Annotated in this window: 14 protein-coding genes; all 14 read left to right on the forward strand. The window is 59.4% G+C overall.

Going from position 1 to position 14,001, the window contains the following annotated elements:
• The first annotated feature begins 158 nt into the window (after positions 1-158).
• The 14 genes from ACTQXM_RS01235 to ispG all read left to right on the forward strand — a co-directional run bounded on the left by ACTQXM_RS01235 (position 159) and on the right by ispG (position 13,989).
• Positions 159-644, forward strand: coding sequence for a YraN family protein (locus ACTQXM_RS01235; protein WP_441537004.1), 486 nt, complete (start codon positions 159-161; stop codon positions 642-644).
• Positions 644-2,167 carry a YifB family Mg chelatase-like AAA ATPase gene (locus ACTQXM_RS01240; protein ID WP_441537005.1) on the forward strand — a complete coding sequence of 508 codons (1,524 nt, stop codon included), beginning with the start codon at positions 644-646 and terminating at the stop codon, positions 2,165-2,167. Before ACTQXM_RS01235 ends, ACTQXM_RS01240 begins: the two co-directional genes overlap by 1 nt.
• Complete coding sequence (locus ACTQXM_RS01245; RefSeq protein ID WP_441041584.1) at positions 2,167-3,099, forward strand: DNA-processing protein DprA; 933 nt, start codon at positions 2,167-2,169, stop codon at positions 3,097-3,099. Before ACTQXM_RS01240 ends, ACTQXM_RS01245 begins: the two co-directional genes overlap by 1 nt.
• A gap of 14 nt (positions 3,100-3,113) precedes the next feature.
• Positions 3,114-4,451, forward strand: coding sequence for a methylenetetrahydrofolate--tRNA-(uracil(54)-C(5))-methyltransferase (FADH(2)-oxidizing) TrmFO (trmFO, locus tag ACTQXM_RS01250; protein ID WP_441537006.1), 1,338 nt, complete (start codon positions 3,114-3,116; stop codon positions 4,449-4,451).
• 8 nt (positions 4,452-4,459) lie between these two features.
• Positions 4,460-5,368 carry a tyrosine recombinase gene (locus ACTQXM_RS01255; RefSeq protein WP_441537026.1) on the forward strand — a complete coding sequence of 303 codons (909 nt, stop codon included), beginning with the start codon at positions 4,460-4,462 and terminating at the stop codon, positions 5,366-5,368.
• 230 nt (positions 5,369-5,598) lie between these two features.
• The gene (rpsB, locus tag ACTQXM_RS01260) at positions 5,599-6,327 is read left to right on the forward strand and encodes a 30S ribosomal protein S2 (protein ID WP_055285135.1); all 729 of its coding nucleotides are present in this window, start codon (positions 5,599-5,601) and stop codon (positions 6,325-6,327) included.
• Between the two features lie 45 nt (positions 6,328-6,372).
• Entirely contained in the window at positions 6,373-7,242 is an 870-nt protein-coding gene (gene tsf, locus ACTQXM_RS01265) for a translation elongation factor Ts (protein WP_409064982.1), read from the forward strand.
• 117 nt (positions 7,243-7,359) lie between these two features.
• Positions 7,360-8,082, forward strand: coding sequence for a UMP kinase (gene pyrH / locus ACTQXM_RS01270; protein ID WP_427717558.1), 723 nt, complete (start codon positions 7,360-7,362; stop codon positions 8,080-8,082).
• A gap of 2 nt (positions 8,083-8,084) precedes the next feature.
• Positions 8,085-8,621 carry a ribosome recycling factor gene (gene frr, locus ACTQXM_RS01275; RefSeq protein WP_006236112.1) on the forward strand — a complete coding sequence of 179 codons (537 nt, stop codon included), beginning with the start codon at positions 8,085-8,087 and terminating at the stop codon, positions 8,619-8,621.
• 1 nt (position 8,622) lies between these two features.
• Positions 8,623-9,417, forward strand: coding sequence for an isoprenyl transferase (locus ACTQXM_RS01280; protein WP_441537007.1), 795 nt, complete (start codon positions 8,623-8,625; stop codon positions 9,415-9,417).
• Between the two features lie 2 nt (positions 9,418-9,419).
• Positions 9,420-10,319 carry a phosphatidate cytidylyltransferase gene (locus ACTQXM_RS01285; RefSeq protein WP_441537008.1) on the forward strand — a complete coding sequence of 300 codons (900 nt, stop codon included), beginning with the start codon at positions 9,420-9,422 and terminating at the stop codon, positions 10,317-10,319.
• Complete coding sequence (dxr, locus tag ACTQXM_RS01290; RefSeq protein WP_441537009.1) at positions 10,319-11,506, forward strand: 1-deoxy-D-xylulose-5-phosphate reductoisomerase; 1,188 nt, start codon at positions 10,319-10,321, stop codon at positions 11,504-11,506. The genes ACTQXM_RS01285 and dxr overlap by 1 nt, the downstream gene beginning before the upstream one ends.
• Positions 11,507-11,531: 25 nt before the next feature.
• Positions 11,532-12,893, forward strand: a complete 1,362-nt coding sequence (locus tag ACTQXM_RS01295) for a M50 family metallopeptidase (RefSeq protein ID WP_441031074.1) — start codon at positions 11,532-11,534, stop codon at positions 12,891-12,893.
• 31 nt (positions 12,894-12,924) lie between these two features.
• Positions 12,925-13,989: a flavodoxin-dependent (E)-4-hydroxy-3-methylbut-2-enyl-diphosphate synthase gene (gene ispG, locus ACTQXM_RS01300; protein ID WP_441547584.1), complete on the forward strand. Its 1,065-nt coding sequence runs from the start codon at positions 12,925-12,927 to the stop codon at positions 13,987-13,989.
• Positions 13,990-14,001: the final 12 nt, after the last annotated feature.

Consider the following 14,001-nt stretch of genomic DNA (forward strand, 5'->3'; position numbering starts at 1 on the left):
TTTATAAACCAGCTGGTGGGGACCGCATGCAACGCAATTGTTGCATGCGGTCCCTTTTTTGTTTGTTTTTGGTTGGACTTTGGTTTTCTTTTGGTACTTACCCGCAAGAAAGGCGGCCTCATGATCGGGTCAATATCGTGCGCGGGAAAGGAGACCCCATGTGCGCCGCAAGTGCAAAGAGCAAGACGCAACAGCTCAAAGAGCTTTGGGAGAACGGGGAGATTGATTGCGCGTCGATTACGCCTGGGTTCATTAAGGGCCTCAGTCCTCGAGAACTGGGCATGCTGGGCGAGCTTATTGCAATCGATTACTTTCGCGAGCGCGGTTATGCCCTCTTGGAACAGGGCTACCGGTGTCCCGAGGGCGAGGCCGATCTGGTACTGCTTGATGAACTTGATGATGTCGTGGTGATGGCTGAGATCAAGACAAGGCGCGTCGCCCTAGATTGCAACACGCGGGTCTTTCCCGAGGAGGCGGTGGACGCCCAAAAGCAGCGTCGCTACCGCCGTATCGCGAGTTGTTACCTTATGGATCACTATCCCCTTAGGGCGATTCGCTTCGACGCGGTGGGCGTTACTATCCGCGGCGGTCATATTGCGGAGATTGAGCATCAATACAACGCATTCGATTGGCAGGTATCGTGATGGCGTTTGACACCTTTGCCGTCCACGCTGCATGTATTCGTGGCGTCGAGGCGATTCCCGTCACGGTCGAGGTCTCGCTTGCCGGCGGTATTCCGGGTATCCAAATGCTTGGCATTCCAAGTATGGAGGTGATGGAGTCGCGTGGCCGCATACGCTGCGCAATGCGCTCGGCGGGATTTGAGATTCCACGAGCGGGCATTACCGTCAACTTGGCTCCGGGCGACATCCGTAAAACGGGCAGTGGTTTTGACCTGCCGATTGCCATCGCGGTACTGGCGGCCGATGGGCAGATTCCCCGCGACCATCTAGACCATTGCCTTATTGCCGGTGAGCTCGGGCTGGATGGTAGCGTGCTGCCCGTAAAAGGCGAGGTTGCGTTTCAGTTGTTGGCGCGTGATATGGGCCTGTCCTTTATCGCAGGAAGGTCGGATCAACATGTACCGCTTGCCGGTGTGGACTGTGGCTTTATCGACCATCTGTCTCAGCTCGCCCGCGGTATGGGCGAGGCGGCTCGGCATTATCTGGATTCCGAGGGTGTCGAGGCGTCGTTTGAGCCAGAACTTGATTATGCCGATGTGCTGGGGCAGGAGGTTGCCAAGCGCGGCATTGCGCTCGCGGCGGCGGGGGAGCTCGGCCTGCTTATGATTGGCTCGCCGGGTTCGGGCAAGACCATGCTCGCACGCCGCATGACGGGTATCTTGCCCGAGCTTTCTCTCGAGGATCAGCAAGAGGCGCTGTGCATCCATTCGGTCTTGGGCGAGAGCATCGATGGTTTGCTGGCGGGACACCGGCCGTTCCGTAGCCCCCACCACAGCATTTCGACTGCGGGCCTTATTGGCGGCGGACGGCCGGTGCACCCGGGCGAGATTAGCCTAGCACACGGCGGCGTGCTCTTTTTAGACGAGCTTGCCGAGTTTCCCAACAGCGTGCTGCAGACACTCCGTCAGCCCATAGAGCGCGGCTACGTCAAGATCGTACGCGTCGATGGGGCTTTCACGTTTCCCTCGAGGTTCCAGCTGCTTGCCGCGAGCAATCCCTGTCCCTGCGGATTTTTGGGCGATCGCGAGGTACCGTGCCGCTGCTCGGCTTCGATGGTTGAGCGCTATCGGTCTAAGCTACGTGGTCCCTTGGCCGATCGTATTGACCTTATGATTGACGTGACCCGACCCGACCCGCAGGTAATTATCGAGGGTGCCGAGGGTATGTCGTCAGCTGAACTACGTGACTATGTTGTGCGGGGTCGGGCATTTCGTGCCTGGCGTGAGTCCCGTATGGACGATGCAGATGCCGAGGCCGAGGACGATGAGTCACGTTCCATCGACGGCGTCGTTTCGACCTTTGCGCTCGATGGGGCAGCGGAAAAGTGCGTGCTCGGCCTGTCGAGGCGCACACATCTCACAGGGCGCGGCATCGTGCGCTTGGTGCGTATCGCGCGCACGATTGCCGATGTTGCCGAAAGTGAGCGGGTAACCCAAGACCACGTGCTCGAGGCGGCGATGTACCAGGGGAGGAGGGACCAGTAATGCCCGAGGAGACTTTTGAGCTGCATCCCGGTGATGCGTTGTATCCAGCTACCGTTTTGGAGCTCTCCGATGTACCCCAGACGCTTTATGTGCGTGGCGACCCCGCCGCACTGTCGACGCCCTCGCTCTCCATCATCGGCGCTCGCAAGGCCTCGCCGTACGGCCTTGCCGTGGCAGAGCTGGCCGCGAAAGTTGCGGTCGAGGCGGGGGTGACGGTGGTCTCGGGCGGTGCGGTCGGCTGCGACCAGGCCTCGGGTTGGGCCGCGGTCAACGCTGGTGGCAGGCACGTCGTGGTGTTGGGTACGGGCGCCGACGTGGTTTACCCGCGTTCGAGTGCAGGGCTCATCGCGCGCACGATCGATACGGGCGGCGCGGTCGTGTCCATCTCGCCTTGGGGTATGGGGCCACGCAAGTTTGCCTTTCCGCGGCGTAACCGGGTGATTGCCGCGCTTTCGCAGGCGCTCTTCGTGTCGGAGGCCGGCATGCCCTCGGGCACGTTCTCGACAGCGGAGGCCGCCATGGACCTGGGGCGCGAACTGCTCGCGGTACCGGGCTCCATTTTGTCACCAGAGTCGCGTGGGACCAACTACCTCATCGCCAACGGGGCATGCTGCATTGTTGACGAGGAGTCTATTGAGATGGCCATCTCGCGAATATACGGCACCCTGCGCTATTCGCGTCCCGATGCGCCCGGTATCGCCGATCTGGACCCCACGCAGCAGGCCGTGATGCACGCGCTCATTGCCTCGCCGCTCAAGGTCGATGACATTGCCGCGCTCGTCTCCCTCGATGCCGTCGGCGTGCTCAAACTCCTGGGCTCACTCGAGCTCGAGGGACTCATCGAGCGCATGATGGATGGAAGGTATGCGCCCTCAAAGTTTGCGCTTCACGCTCAGACGCCCTTCGGTCACAATGGAAAGCGTGTCAATTAGAAAGGTGTTTGCAGATGCTGTTTGATCAAGTGACGGTTATCGGTGGCGGTCTGGCGGGATCGGAATGCGCGATTCAGCTGGCAGATCGCGGGTTTGCCGTAAAGCTGTGCGAGATGCGGCCGCTGGTGACCTCTCCTGCCCACCATACCGATCACTTGGCGGAGCTCGTCTGCTCCAATTCGTTTAAGTCGACCCGACCCGATTCCGCCGCCGGCCTGTTGAAGGCCGAACTCGAGCGTATGGGTTCGGTGCTGCTCGACTGCGCTCATCGCGCTGCCGTTCCCGCTGGTGGCGCCTTGGCGGTCGACCGTGTTAAATTCTCCGAGCTCGTCGAGGCCGAGGTTGCCGCCCGTCCCAATATCGAGGTCGTTCACGGCGAGGTCACCCAGATTCCCGAGGGCCATGTGGTTATCGCCGCGGGTCCCTTGTGCTCGCCGGCGTTGAGCGGGGAGGTCATGAAGCTCGTCGGTGGTGATTCCCTGGCGTTCTTTGACGCCGCGGCCCCGATTGTCGATGCCTCGACGCTCGATATGGATGTGCTGTTCTCGCAGTCGCGCTACGAGGAGCAGGGGAGTGGCGACTATCTCAATGCCCCGCTCAACAAGGAGGAGTACGAGGCCTTTATCGAGGCACTTACCACGGCCGATCGCGTGGTGCTCAAGGACTTTGAGGGCGGGGACCTCTTCCAGGCCTGTCAGCCTGCCGAGGAGGTTGCGCGCACGGGCAAGGATGCCATCCGCTTTGGCGCTATGAAGCCCGTCGGGCTCACCGACCCGCGCACCGGTCGCCGTCCCTGGGCGGCGATTCAGCTGCGCGCCGAGAACAAGGAAAAGACCGCCTATAACCTGGTTGGTTTTCAGACCAACCTGACCTTCGGCGAGCAGAAGCGCGTTTTTCATATGGTTCCCGGTCTGGAGAATTCCGAGTTTTTCCGCTATGGCGTCATGCATCGCAATACCTTTGTCGATGCTCCCCATGTGCTCGATGGGACCTTCGCCGTGCCCGGCACGGGCGTGCGCCTTGCCGGACAGATTACCGGTACGGAGGGTTACATGGAAGCGGTCGCGACGGGTCTCCTCGCTGCGCTCAATACCTATGCCGAGGCTATCGAGGTTGCTCCTGTCGAGCTGCCGCGCGTGGGCGCTCTCGGCGCGCTCGTGGGCTATGCGACCGATCCTGCTACGGTCGGATATCAGCCCATGCATGTTAATTTTGGCCTGGTGCCTCCCCTCGAGGACGGTAAACGCCGCAGCAAACGTGAGCGCTATCAGGCCTATGCGGATCGCGCCCTTAAGGCCCTGGATTCCTATCTGGAATCGCGCTCCGACTTGTTTGGAGGCGACCGGTCATAGCCTTTGACCTGTACGGTGCCGTCGACTCGTTCATAGCCTATATTGCACGCGTCGAGGGGCTTTCTTCTAACACTGTTATCGCTTACGGCTCTCGTCTGGAGCGTTTTGCCGCTTGGTGCGAGCGTGGGGATATCGATGCACGCACGGCGGACGTACGTACCGTTCGTATGTATCTGGCGGAGCTGTCGCGCGAGCAGGTGGCGCCCAGGACGATTGCGGCGCACCTGTCTGCCATTCGTTCGTTCTATCGATGGATGGCTGCCGAGGGTCTTATCGATGGAGACGCTGTCTCTGCGATTGCCTCGCCCAAGCTTCCACGCGATTTGCCCGGAGTGCTGACCACCCAGCAGGTTAAGGCACTGCTTGCATCGCCAGACGTTTCAACGCCTGCGGGACTGCGCGATGCGGCGATGCTCGAATTGCTCTATGCATCTGGGGCTCGCATCTCTGAGCTTGCGGCACTCAATGTTGAGTCCATTGCTTGGTCCGAGCGAACGCTGCGGCTTTGGGGTAAGGGGAGCAAGGAGCGTATCGTGCCCCTGTATCGGCGTGCTCTCGATGCGACCCGCCGCTATATTGAGGAAGGAAGACCGGAGCTTCTTGCTCAGGCAAAGCGTGGCGACGGTACGAACGGTGTGCATCCGCTGTTTATCTCGGCACGCGGCAGCCGTATGAGCGCCGCCATGCTTAGGCGACGGTTTCATATGTTGGCGACGCTTGCGGGTATCCCTTCCGATATCGCCCCGCATGCGATGCGCCATACTTTTGCGACCGATTTGCTCGAGGGCGGAGCGGACTTGCGCTCTGTCCAGGAGTTGCTGGGGCATGCAAGCTTGTCCACCACGCAGATTTATACGCATCTCACGCCCGATCGGCTCAAACGCGCCGTTACCCAAGCCCTTCCGCGCGGCGAATAAGGCAGGAGATGGGTTCTATCCAATCGGTCGCGCGTCCGTGTGTGTGGTTTTGATTTCGGGTTGGCAGAAAGATGTAATCCTGCTATCATTCATCGGGTTGCTTCACGGCAACAGGTTTTTATCACGCACGCGCGGCTACTTCATACCGTGGTGCCCGGGCTTTGGTAGCACATGTCCGGGTTGGTTTTGGAGGATGACCCCGCGCGGAGGCAAACCACAGGAGGTTTAACATGGCTACCAAGATTAATATCCGCACCCTGCTCGAGGCCGGCTGCCACTTCGGTCACCAGACCCGTCGCTGGAACCCCAAGATGAAGCCGTTCATCTTCGGTGAGCGCAACGGCATCTACATCCTCGACCTCAAGCAGACCATTCTTGACGCCGACCAGGCTTACACCTTCGTCAAGAACGTTGCCAAGGGTGGCAACGTGCTGTTCGTCGGCACCAAGAAGCAGGCTCAGGAGGCCGTCAAGAACGCCGCTGAGCGCGCCAACATGCCTTACATCAACCAGCGTTGGCTCGGCGGCATGCTGACCAACTTCGTCACCATCCGCTCCCGCATCAACCGCATGGAGGAGCTCGAGGCCATGGTCGAGGACGGCCGCATGGCTGTTCTTCCCAAGAAGGAGCAGGCTGTTCTGGGTAAGGAGCTCGCTAAGCTCCAGACCAACCTCGGTGGCGCCCGCGACATGAAGGGTCTGCCCCAGGCTCTCTTCGTCATCGACACCAAGCGCGAGGAGAACGCCATCAAGGAGGCCCAGCGCCTGAACATCCCCGTCGTCGCTCTGATCGATACCAACTCCGATCCCGACGAGGTCGAGTACGGCATCCCTTGCAACGATGACGCCATCTCCGCTGTCACCCTTATGTGCGAGCTCATGGCCGACGCTTGCCTCGCCGGCTCCGGCAAGGAGCAGGTCTCCGAGGCCGAGATGGCCGCTGAGCCCAAGGCCGAGTAAATCAGTCCTAATTAAGTCTTTTTCATCTCTTTGAAAGGAACCACAATGGCCCAGATTACCGCCGCTATGGTCAAGCAGCTCCGCGAGATGACCGACTCCCCGATGATGGAGTGCAAGAAGGCTCTCGTCGAGGCTGACGGTGACATGGACGCCGCTGTTGACGTTCTGCGTAAGAACGGCCTCGCTAAGGCTGCCAAGAAGGCTGGCCGCGAGACCAACGAGGGCGCTGTCGCCGCGTTCGTCTCCGAGGATGGCAAGACCGGCGCTCTGCTCGAGCTCTCCTGCGAGACCGACTTCGTCGGCTCCAACGCCAAGTTCACCGGCTTTGCTTCCAAGGTCGCCGAGGTTGTCGCCACCACCGAGCCGGCCGATGTCGACGCTCTGCTCGAGAAGCCGATGGGTGAGGAGACCGTTTCCTCCGAGCTCACCGAGATGATTCACATCATGGGCGAGAACATGAAGATCTCTCGCTTCGCCGCCCGCAAGGTCGAGAACGGCGCTCTCGCTTCTTACATCCACATGGGTGGTAAGATCGGCGTCCTCGTCGAGTTTGCTTTCGAGAAGGCTGAGACCGCTCAGGCTGAGTCCTTCAAGACCTTTGCCCACGACGTTGCCCTTCAGGTTGCCGCTGTCGCTCCGATCTGCGCTACCCGCGATCAGGTTCCGGCCGAGACCGTCGAGCATGAGAAGCAGATCTACATGGCTCAGGCTGCCGAGTCCGGCAAGCCCGAGGCCATCCAGGAGAAGATGGCTGTTGGCCGTCTGGAGAAGTTCTACAAGCAGTCCGTGCTCACCGAGCAGGAGTTCATCAAGGACAGCTCCCTCACCATCAAGAAGTACGCTGAGCAGGTCTCCAAGGAGCTCGGCGATACCATTACCGTCGTTGCCTTCGACCGTCTGGTCCGTGGCGAGTAAATAAGCTCTTGTAGCTGGTAATGAGCAGGCTGTGGGTTTTACTCACAGCCTGCTTTTTCATGCCTCTAAGCAGAGCCTTTGATATCATATTGAGAGTCTAATTAAAGGAGGATCGCTTTGTCCGACATCCGATATAAACGCGTGCTTCTGAAGCTTTCCGGCGAAGCACTGATGGGCGATGGCCACTATGGCATCGACCCCAAGGTTACCGACCATCTTGCCAAGCAGGTCAAGGAGCTGCTCGCCGTTGGCCATGAGGTCGGCATCGTTGTCGGCGGCGGCAATATTTTCCGCGGCATGGCTGGAGCTGCCGGCGGTATGGAGCGTGCTCAGGCCGATTACATGGGCATGCTTGCGACCGTTATGAACGCGCTCGCCCTGCAGGATGCCTTCGAGCATAACGATGTTCCTTGCCGCGTTATGAGTGCCATCCAGATGAACGAGATTTGCGAGCCCTATATTCGTCGTCGCGCCATCAATCACCTCTCCAAGGGCAATGTCGTTATCTTCGCAGCCGGCTCGGGCAATCCGTACTTTACGACTGACACCGCCGCGGCCCTTCGCGCCTGCGAGATCGGTGCGGAGATTCTGATTAAGGCCACCAAGGTCGACGGTATCTACGACAAGGATCCCGTCAAGTGCGCCGATGCCGTCCGCTTTGACAAGATCACCTATCACGAGGTGCTCGTCCGCGGCCTGCAGGTTATGGATTCCACGGCTACGGCCCTGTGCCAGGATAACCGTATGCCCATTTTGGTCCTCAACATCGATGGCGAGGACAACGTCAAGCGCGCGCTTTCGGGTGAGCCCGTCGGCACGCTCGTCTATCAGGAGGATTAAGCATGGCAGAGAACATCACCGCCCACATGGACAAGTCGCTCGAGTCCCTCAAGCATAACTTCTCCAAGGTCCGTACCGGCCGAGCCAACGCTAACATTCTGTCCGACATCACCGTCGATTATTACGGTGTTCCCACGCCGGTCACGCAGGTTGCCGCCGTAAAGACCCCCGAGGCCCACATGCTGCTCATCGAGCCGTGGGATAAGGCGCTTATCAACGCCATCGTCAAGGCCATCGGCGCTTCCGATCTGGGTATTACCCCCAACTCCGATGGCACCGTTGTTCGTCTTCCGTTCCCGGCTCCCACCGAGGAGCGCCGTCGCGAGCTCGTCAAGGAGTGCCGCGAGTACGCCGAGCAGGCCAAGGTGTCTATCCGTAACATCCGTCGCGACTTTAACAACAAGCTCGAGCGCGATGAGGAGCTTACCGAGGACGATGTCCGCCGTGAGCAGGCCAAGGTGCAGAAGCATACCGACGAGTATGTCGCCAAGGTCGAGGAGCTTCTGAAGGAAAAAGAAGCCGAGGTCATGGAGATCTAAGGTGCATTACGACGAGAACAAACTGGTCGAGTACTTTGCCGACGCCCCTGCGGGCGTCGGTTTTTCCGACCTTGACCTCAATAACATTCCGCGCCATATCTCGTGCATCATGGACGGTAACGGTCGCTGGGCTACGGCGCGAGGTCTTGCCCGTACCGAGGGTCACAAGGCGGGTATCGTCTCCCTTCGTGAGATCATTACCGCCTGCGTGCGTCTGGGTGTCGACGTGCTTTCCGCCTATGCGTTTTCAACCGAAAACTGGAACCGCCCGCAGCATGAGGTTAACGTCTTGATGCATCTGTTTGCCAAGACGTTTATCGATGAGCTGCCGCTTCTGAAGCGCGAAAACGTCCGTGTTGTCTTTTTGGGTGATATTTCCGCGCTGCCCAAGAAGACCCGCGACGTTTTTGAATGCGGTCTTGCCGAGTGCGCTGATCACACCGGTATGACGCTGGCGCTTGCCGTCAACTACGGCGCGCGTGCCGAGATTACCCGTGCCGCCCGTCAGCTTGCGCTCGATGCTGCCGCCGGCAAGATCGACCCTGCTGCTATCGACGATGATATGGTTGCTTCGCACCTGTACACCGCCGGTCTTCCCGATCCCGAGCTGGTCATTCGCACCTCTGGTGAGCTTCGCCTTTCGAACTATCTGCTGTGGCAGGTGGCTTATTCCGAGTTCTATGTCACCGATACCTATTGGCCTGACTTTGATCGTTGGGGCCTTGTTGACGCCATTTTGGCCTATCAGGGCCGTGACCGTAGGTTTGGTGGACTGAGCAAGACCGAGGAGGCTTAATCGTGTCCGATCGTCCCAAGGCATCTGCTCCCAAGACGCCTGCGCGCAAAGCTGCCACTGCGGGAGCGCCTGCAGCGAAGAGCGGCACCGGTTCGTGGCTTGCGGGCTTTATTACCCGTGCCGCCGCCGGTATCGTCTACGCTGTCGTCTTTATCCTGTGCCTGGTTTTGGGTATCGTGCCCACCGCCATTTTTGTCTCTGTCATGAGCGGGCTTTGCTGCTTTGAGTTTTTCCGTATGACGAGGCTCGATGGCAAGGTCGCCAACGAGCACCTGGGCATTATTGCCGCCGTGCTCTTTCCGTTATCGGCGCTTGGCGATTCGCTTTTGCTGAACGCCCTGCTTTTTGCACTGATGCTCGCGGTGGGCATTTGGTATGTTTGGTCGCCGCGTACCCGCATCTCTGATGTGGCCGTGACGCTCATGGGTCCCCTCTACACAGGCTTTATGCTGTCGGCTATTGTGCTGCTGCGCGATGCCGTGCCCGGTTTTGCCGGCGCCCTGCTTTCAGTGGGTGTTTGTGCGTCCCTTTGGGTCTCCGATTCGTTTGCCTACATCGTGGGCAGCCGTATCGGCAAACACAAGATGGTTCCCAAGATCTCTCCCAAAAAGAGCTGGGAGGGGTTTGTCGGCGGCATTCTGGGCTCGGTTCTCATCTGGCTCATTTTGTGGGTGACGCATTTCTATAAGCTGAGCTTGCCCTATGCGCTGCTTTGCGGCGTGGTTGTGTCCATCCTGGGCGTTATCGGCGACCTTATCGAGTCGCGCATCAAGCGCGGTGTGGGCGTCAAGGATTCCGGTAACCTTATCCCGGGCCACGGCGGCATGCTCGATCGAAGCGATTCGCTTATCTTCGGCTGCATCACCGCGCAGCTGATGCTGATGATCGGAGGCGTGCTGTAATGTCCTTCCAGACGACCTATGGCTCCGATGGACGTCTTCGTGTTGCCATCCTGGGCTGTACGGGCTCTATCGGCACTCAGGCGCTCGATGTTTGCCGTCAGCATGCCGATCGTCTGCAGGTGACGGCTCTTTCCGTTAATTCCAGTACCACTGAGCTCGTTGCGTTTGCCCGTGAGTTTTCGGTTCCGGCTGTTGCCATCGCAGATACCGCTCACGGGTCTGATGCCGTACTGCAGGAGCTGCCTCAGGGCACGAACGTCGGCGTTGGTGCGCAGGCGGTCTGTGATCTCGCGTGCCGTGATGATGTCGATTGCGTGCTCGTTGCCATTGTTGGCGCCGCCGGTCTCGAGGCAAGCCATGCTGCCTTGATCTCGAATAAGCGCCTTGCCCTTGCCAATAAGGAGTCGCTCGTTGTTGGCGGTGACCTGCTGATGCCGTTGGCTCAGCCCGGTCAGCTTATCCCGGTCGATTCCGAGCACTCTGCAATTTACCAATGCTATCTGGGTGAGAATCCGCGCGAGGCCCACTGTATTTGGCTTACCTGTTCGGGCGGTCCGTTCTTTGGCCGTTCGCGCGAGGAACTCGACCGTGTGACGCGCGCCGATGCCCTGGCGCACCCTACGTGGGCTATGGGTGCCAAGATCACGATTGACTCCGCTACCCTCATGAACAAGGGCCTGGAGCGTATCGAGGCGATGCACTTGTTCGGTTGCGACCTCGACTTTATCAACGTGGTCGTGCAGCGCCAGTCAAAGATTCATTCGATGGTCGAGTTTGCCGACGGCTCCGTGATGGCGCATCTCGGGGTATCTGACATGCGCATTCCCATCCAGTTTGCCTTCTCGTATCCCGAGCGCTGGGATACTCCGGCTCCGCGCATCGATTTCCGCGAGTTGGGTCAGCTTACCTTTGATGCGGCCGACATGGATACGTTCCGCTGCCTGGCGCTGGCCGAGCGTGCGGGCAAGACGGGCGGCACCATGCCGTGCGTGCTCAATGCCGCCAACGAGGTCGCCGTCGATGCCTTCCTGCATGATGGCTGCAGTTTTACCGATATCGATCGCATTGTGGAATCCTGTATGGATGCGCATGATGCGCAGACGGTCGATTCGTTTGAACAGCTTCGCGGTATCGATGCGTGGGCGCGTGAAAAGGCCGCGCAAGTGCTCGCCGCAACCCGTTTTTAACCCATAAGGATTGCTTTTTCGTTTTATGGAAACTGTTCTGAGCGTTCTCTCATCGGTCTTTTGGGGCCTGCTGATGCTTTCCGTCCTCGTGTTTTTGCACGAGGGCGGCCACTTTTTGGCGGCGCGTGCCTGCGGCGTCCGGGTGACTGAGTTCTTTTTGGGCCTGCCGTGTCGCTTTGATATTCACCATACGTCTCGTCGGATCGGCACCAAGTTTGGCGTGACCCCGCTGTTGCTGGGTGGGTATGCTGCCATCTGTGGCATGGATCCGACCGATGTCTCGTATGCCGATCGCGTGCTTGCCGCCATCTATCGCCACGGCCGTGTGACGGTGGCTGATCTTGCCGTCGAGCTTGAGCTGTCCGAGGAGGATGTGCTCGAGGCCTGTGCTTTGCTGCTGGGTTGGGGCTCCATAGCTCCTTGGTATGAAGAAGGAGAAAAGCCTTCGCCTGGTTACTATCCCACCAAGTACCAGACCCTGCCGCGTGATGCGGCGGGTTATACCACCTTTGACGGCCGTCGGTTCGATCGCGAGCACGCGACTGCCGAGGGCGATGTATGGGAACTGCCGTGCGGCGAGGCCGAATTTCTTGCACGCGAGCGCTCGCACACCTATTTGGGTCAGGTCTTTGTCAAGCGTGCCTTTATGCTGCTTGCGGGCATTATCGTCAATATCCTGACGGGCTTTTTGCTCCTTATGAGCATCTATTCCATCGCGGGTGTCACGGTGCCGGTGGACACCAATGTGATCGGCCAGGTTGACGAAGGCTCGATTGCCTCCGCGGCGGGAATCGAGGATGGCGACGCGATTCTTTCGGTCGACGGAGTATCGTGCTCTACCTGGATGGACGTTTACGATGCCATTGGCAAGGCTGCCGGTAAGGACGATATCGCCATTGAGTACGAGCGTGACGGCAAGAAGCATTCGACCACGGTTGCGCTCAAAGAGGACGAACGCCTAGGTGTGTATGTCTCTACGCAGGTGGTCCGTTTAGACCCTATCACGTCGGCTCGCCTGTCGTTCTCCTATGTCGTGCAGACAGCGCAGGGCGTGATGCGCCTGCTCCAGCCTCAGCATACGATGGAGATTCTCGATCAGTCCTCTTCGATCGTGGGTATTAGCGTTATGTCCTCACAAGCTGCTGCTGCCGGCCCTGCCACGTTCCTTTCGTTTGCCGCCCTCATTTCGTTCTCGCTTGGCTTTATGAACCTGCTGCCCATCCCGCCACTCGATGGCGGCAAGTTGGTCATCGAGATCATTCAAAAGATTGCGGGCCGCGAGCTTCCGCTCAAGGTCCAGACGATTGTGAGCTATGTGGGCATCGCGCTCTTTGCGCTGCTGTTTGTCTATATGCTTCGTTCCGACATCCTTCGATTTATTCTGTAGGGGAGTGTTTGGATTGTCTTTATCCCATCCTTTGCCTCACGAGTTGACGCGCCCCGTGCATGTGGGCGGCGTGCAGATCGGTGGAGGCGCGCCGGTGGTGGTCCAATCCATGACCTGCACCGATACCGCTGATGCCCAGGCAACGCTTGCGCAAGTGTGCGCGTTGGCGCAGGCTGGCTGCGATATCGTGCGCGTGAGCGTGCCCACCGAGGCCGCACTTGAGGGTTTCCGCACCATCTGTGCCGAGTCTCCGGTGCCGATCGTTGCCGACATCCACTTTAACCATAAGCTCGCCATTGGTGCCGTTGAGGCCGGTGCTGCCAAGCTGCGCATCAATCCCGGCAATATCGGCGATTGGGCCAAGGTTGACGCGGTAATCGATGCTGCGGGTGCCGCGGGCTGTGCGATTCGTATCGGCGTCAATGCTGGTTCGCTTGAGCAGGATATCGCTGAGCGCGACGACCTCACGCAGCCCGAAAAGCTCGTGATGTCGAGCGAACGTTTTGTCAAGCATTTTGAAGACCGCGGCTTTACGAACATTGTGCTATCGGCCAAGGCCCATAGCGTGCAAACGACGCTCGACACCTATCGTGCCCTGTCGCGTGAGATTCCCCACGTTCCGCTCCACCTGGGCGTTACCGAGGCGGGCACCAAGCTGCAGGGCACCATCAAGAGCTCGGTGGGCCTTGGAATCCTGCTGTCCGAGGGAATCGGTGACACCATGCGCGTTTCGCTCACGGCCGATCCGGTTGAGGAGCCGCCGGTCGCCTGGGGAATTTTGCAGTCGCTGGGCCTGCGTCGCCGCGGCCCCGAGATTGTCTCGTGCCCCACGTGCGCCCGCTGTCAGGTTAATCTGATCGCAATCGCCGAGGAAGTAACCGAGCGGCTTAAGAACTATGCCGCGCCGCTTTCGATTGCCGTCATGGGATGTGCCGTCAATGGCCCCGGTGAGGCTTCTGATGCCGACCTGGGCGTTGCTTGCGGACGTGGTCAGGGCCTGCTCTTTTCGCATGGCCAGATCATTGGTAAAGTAGCGGAGGACCAAATTGTCGACGCGCTTATGGCCGAGGTCGACAAGCTTATTGAGGAGAAATAAATGACCCGAGCA

This window comes from Collinsella sp. LCP19S3_D3 (assembly GCF_052121455.1).
Taxonomy (GTDB): domain Bacteria; phylum Actinomycetota; class Coriobacteriia; order Coriobacteriales; family Coriobacteriaceae; genus Collinsella.

Excerpts from the sequence above, each read along its gene's own strand:
- ACTQXM_RS01235 (WP_441537004.1), top strand. The coding sequence starts at position 159 with ATGTGCGCCGCAAGTGCAAAGAGCAAGACGCAACAGCTCAAAGAGCTT.
- ACTQXM_RS01240 (WP_441537005.1), top strand. The coding sequence starts at position 644 with ATGGCGTTTGACACCTTTGCCGTCCACGCTGCATGTATTCGTGGCGTC.
- ACTQXM_RS01245 (WP_441041584.1), top strand. The coding sequence starts at position 2,167 with ATGCCCGAGGAGACTTTTGAGCTGCATCCCGGTGATGCGTTGTATCCA.
- trmFO (WP_441537006.1), top strand. The coding sequence starts at position 3,114 with ATGCTGTTTGATCAAGTGACGGTTATCGGTGGCGGTCTGGCGGGATCG.
- rpsB (WP_055285135.1), top strand. The coding sequence starts at position 5,599 with ATGGCTACCAAGATTAATATCCGCACCCTGCTCGAGGCCGGCTGCCAC.
- tsf (WP_409064982.1), top strand. The coding sequence starts at position 6,373 with ATGGCCCAGATTACCGCCGCTATGGTCAAGCAGCTCCGCGAGATGACC.
- frr (WP_006236112.1), top strand. The coding sequence starts at position 8,085 with ATGGCAGAGAACATCACCGCCCACATGGACAAGTCGCTCGAGTCCCTC.
- dxr (WP_441537009.1), top strand. The coding sequence starts at position 10,319 with ATGTCCTTCCAGACGACCTATGGCTCCGATGGACGTCTTCGTGTTGCC.
- ACTQXM_RS01295 (WP_441031074.1), top strand. The coding sequence starts at position 11,532 with ATGGAAACTGTTCTGAGCGTTCTCTCATCGGTCTTTTGGGGCCTGCTG.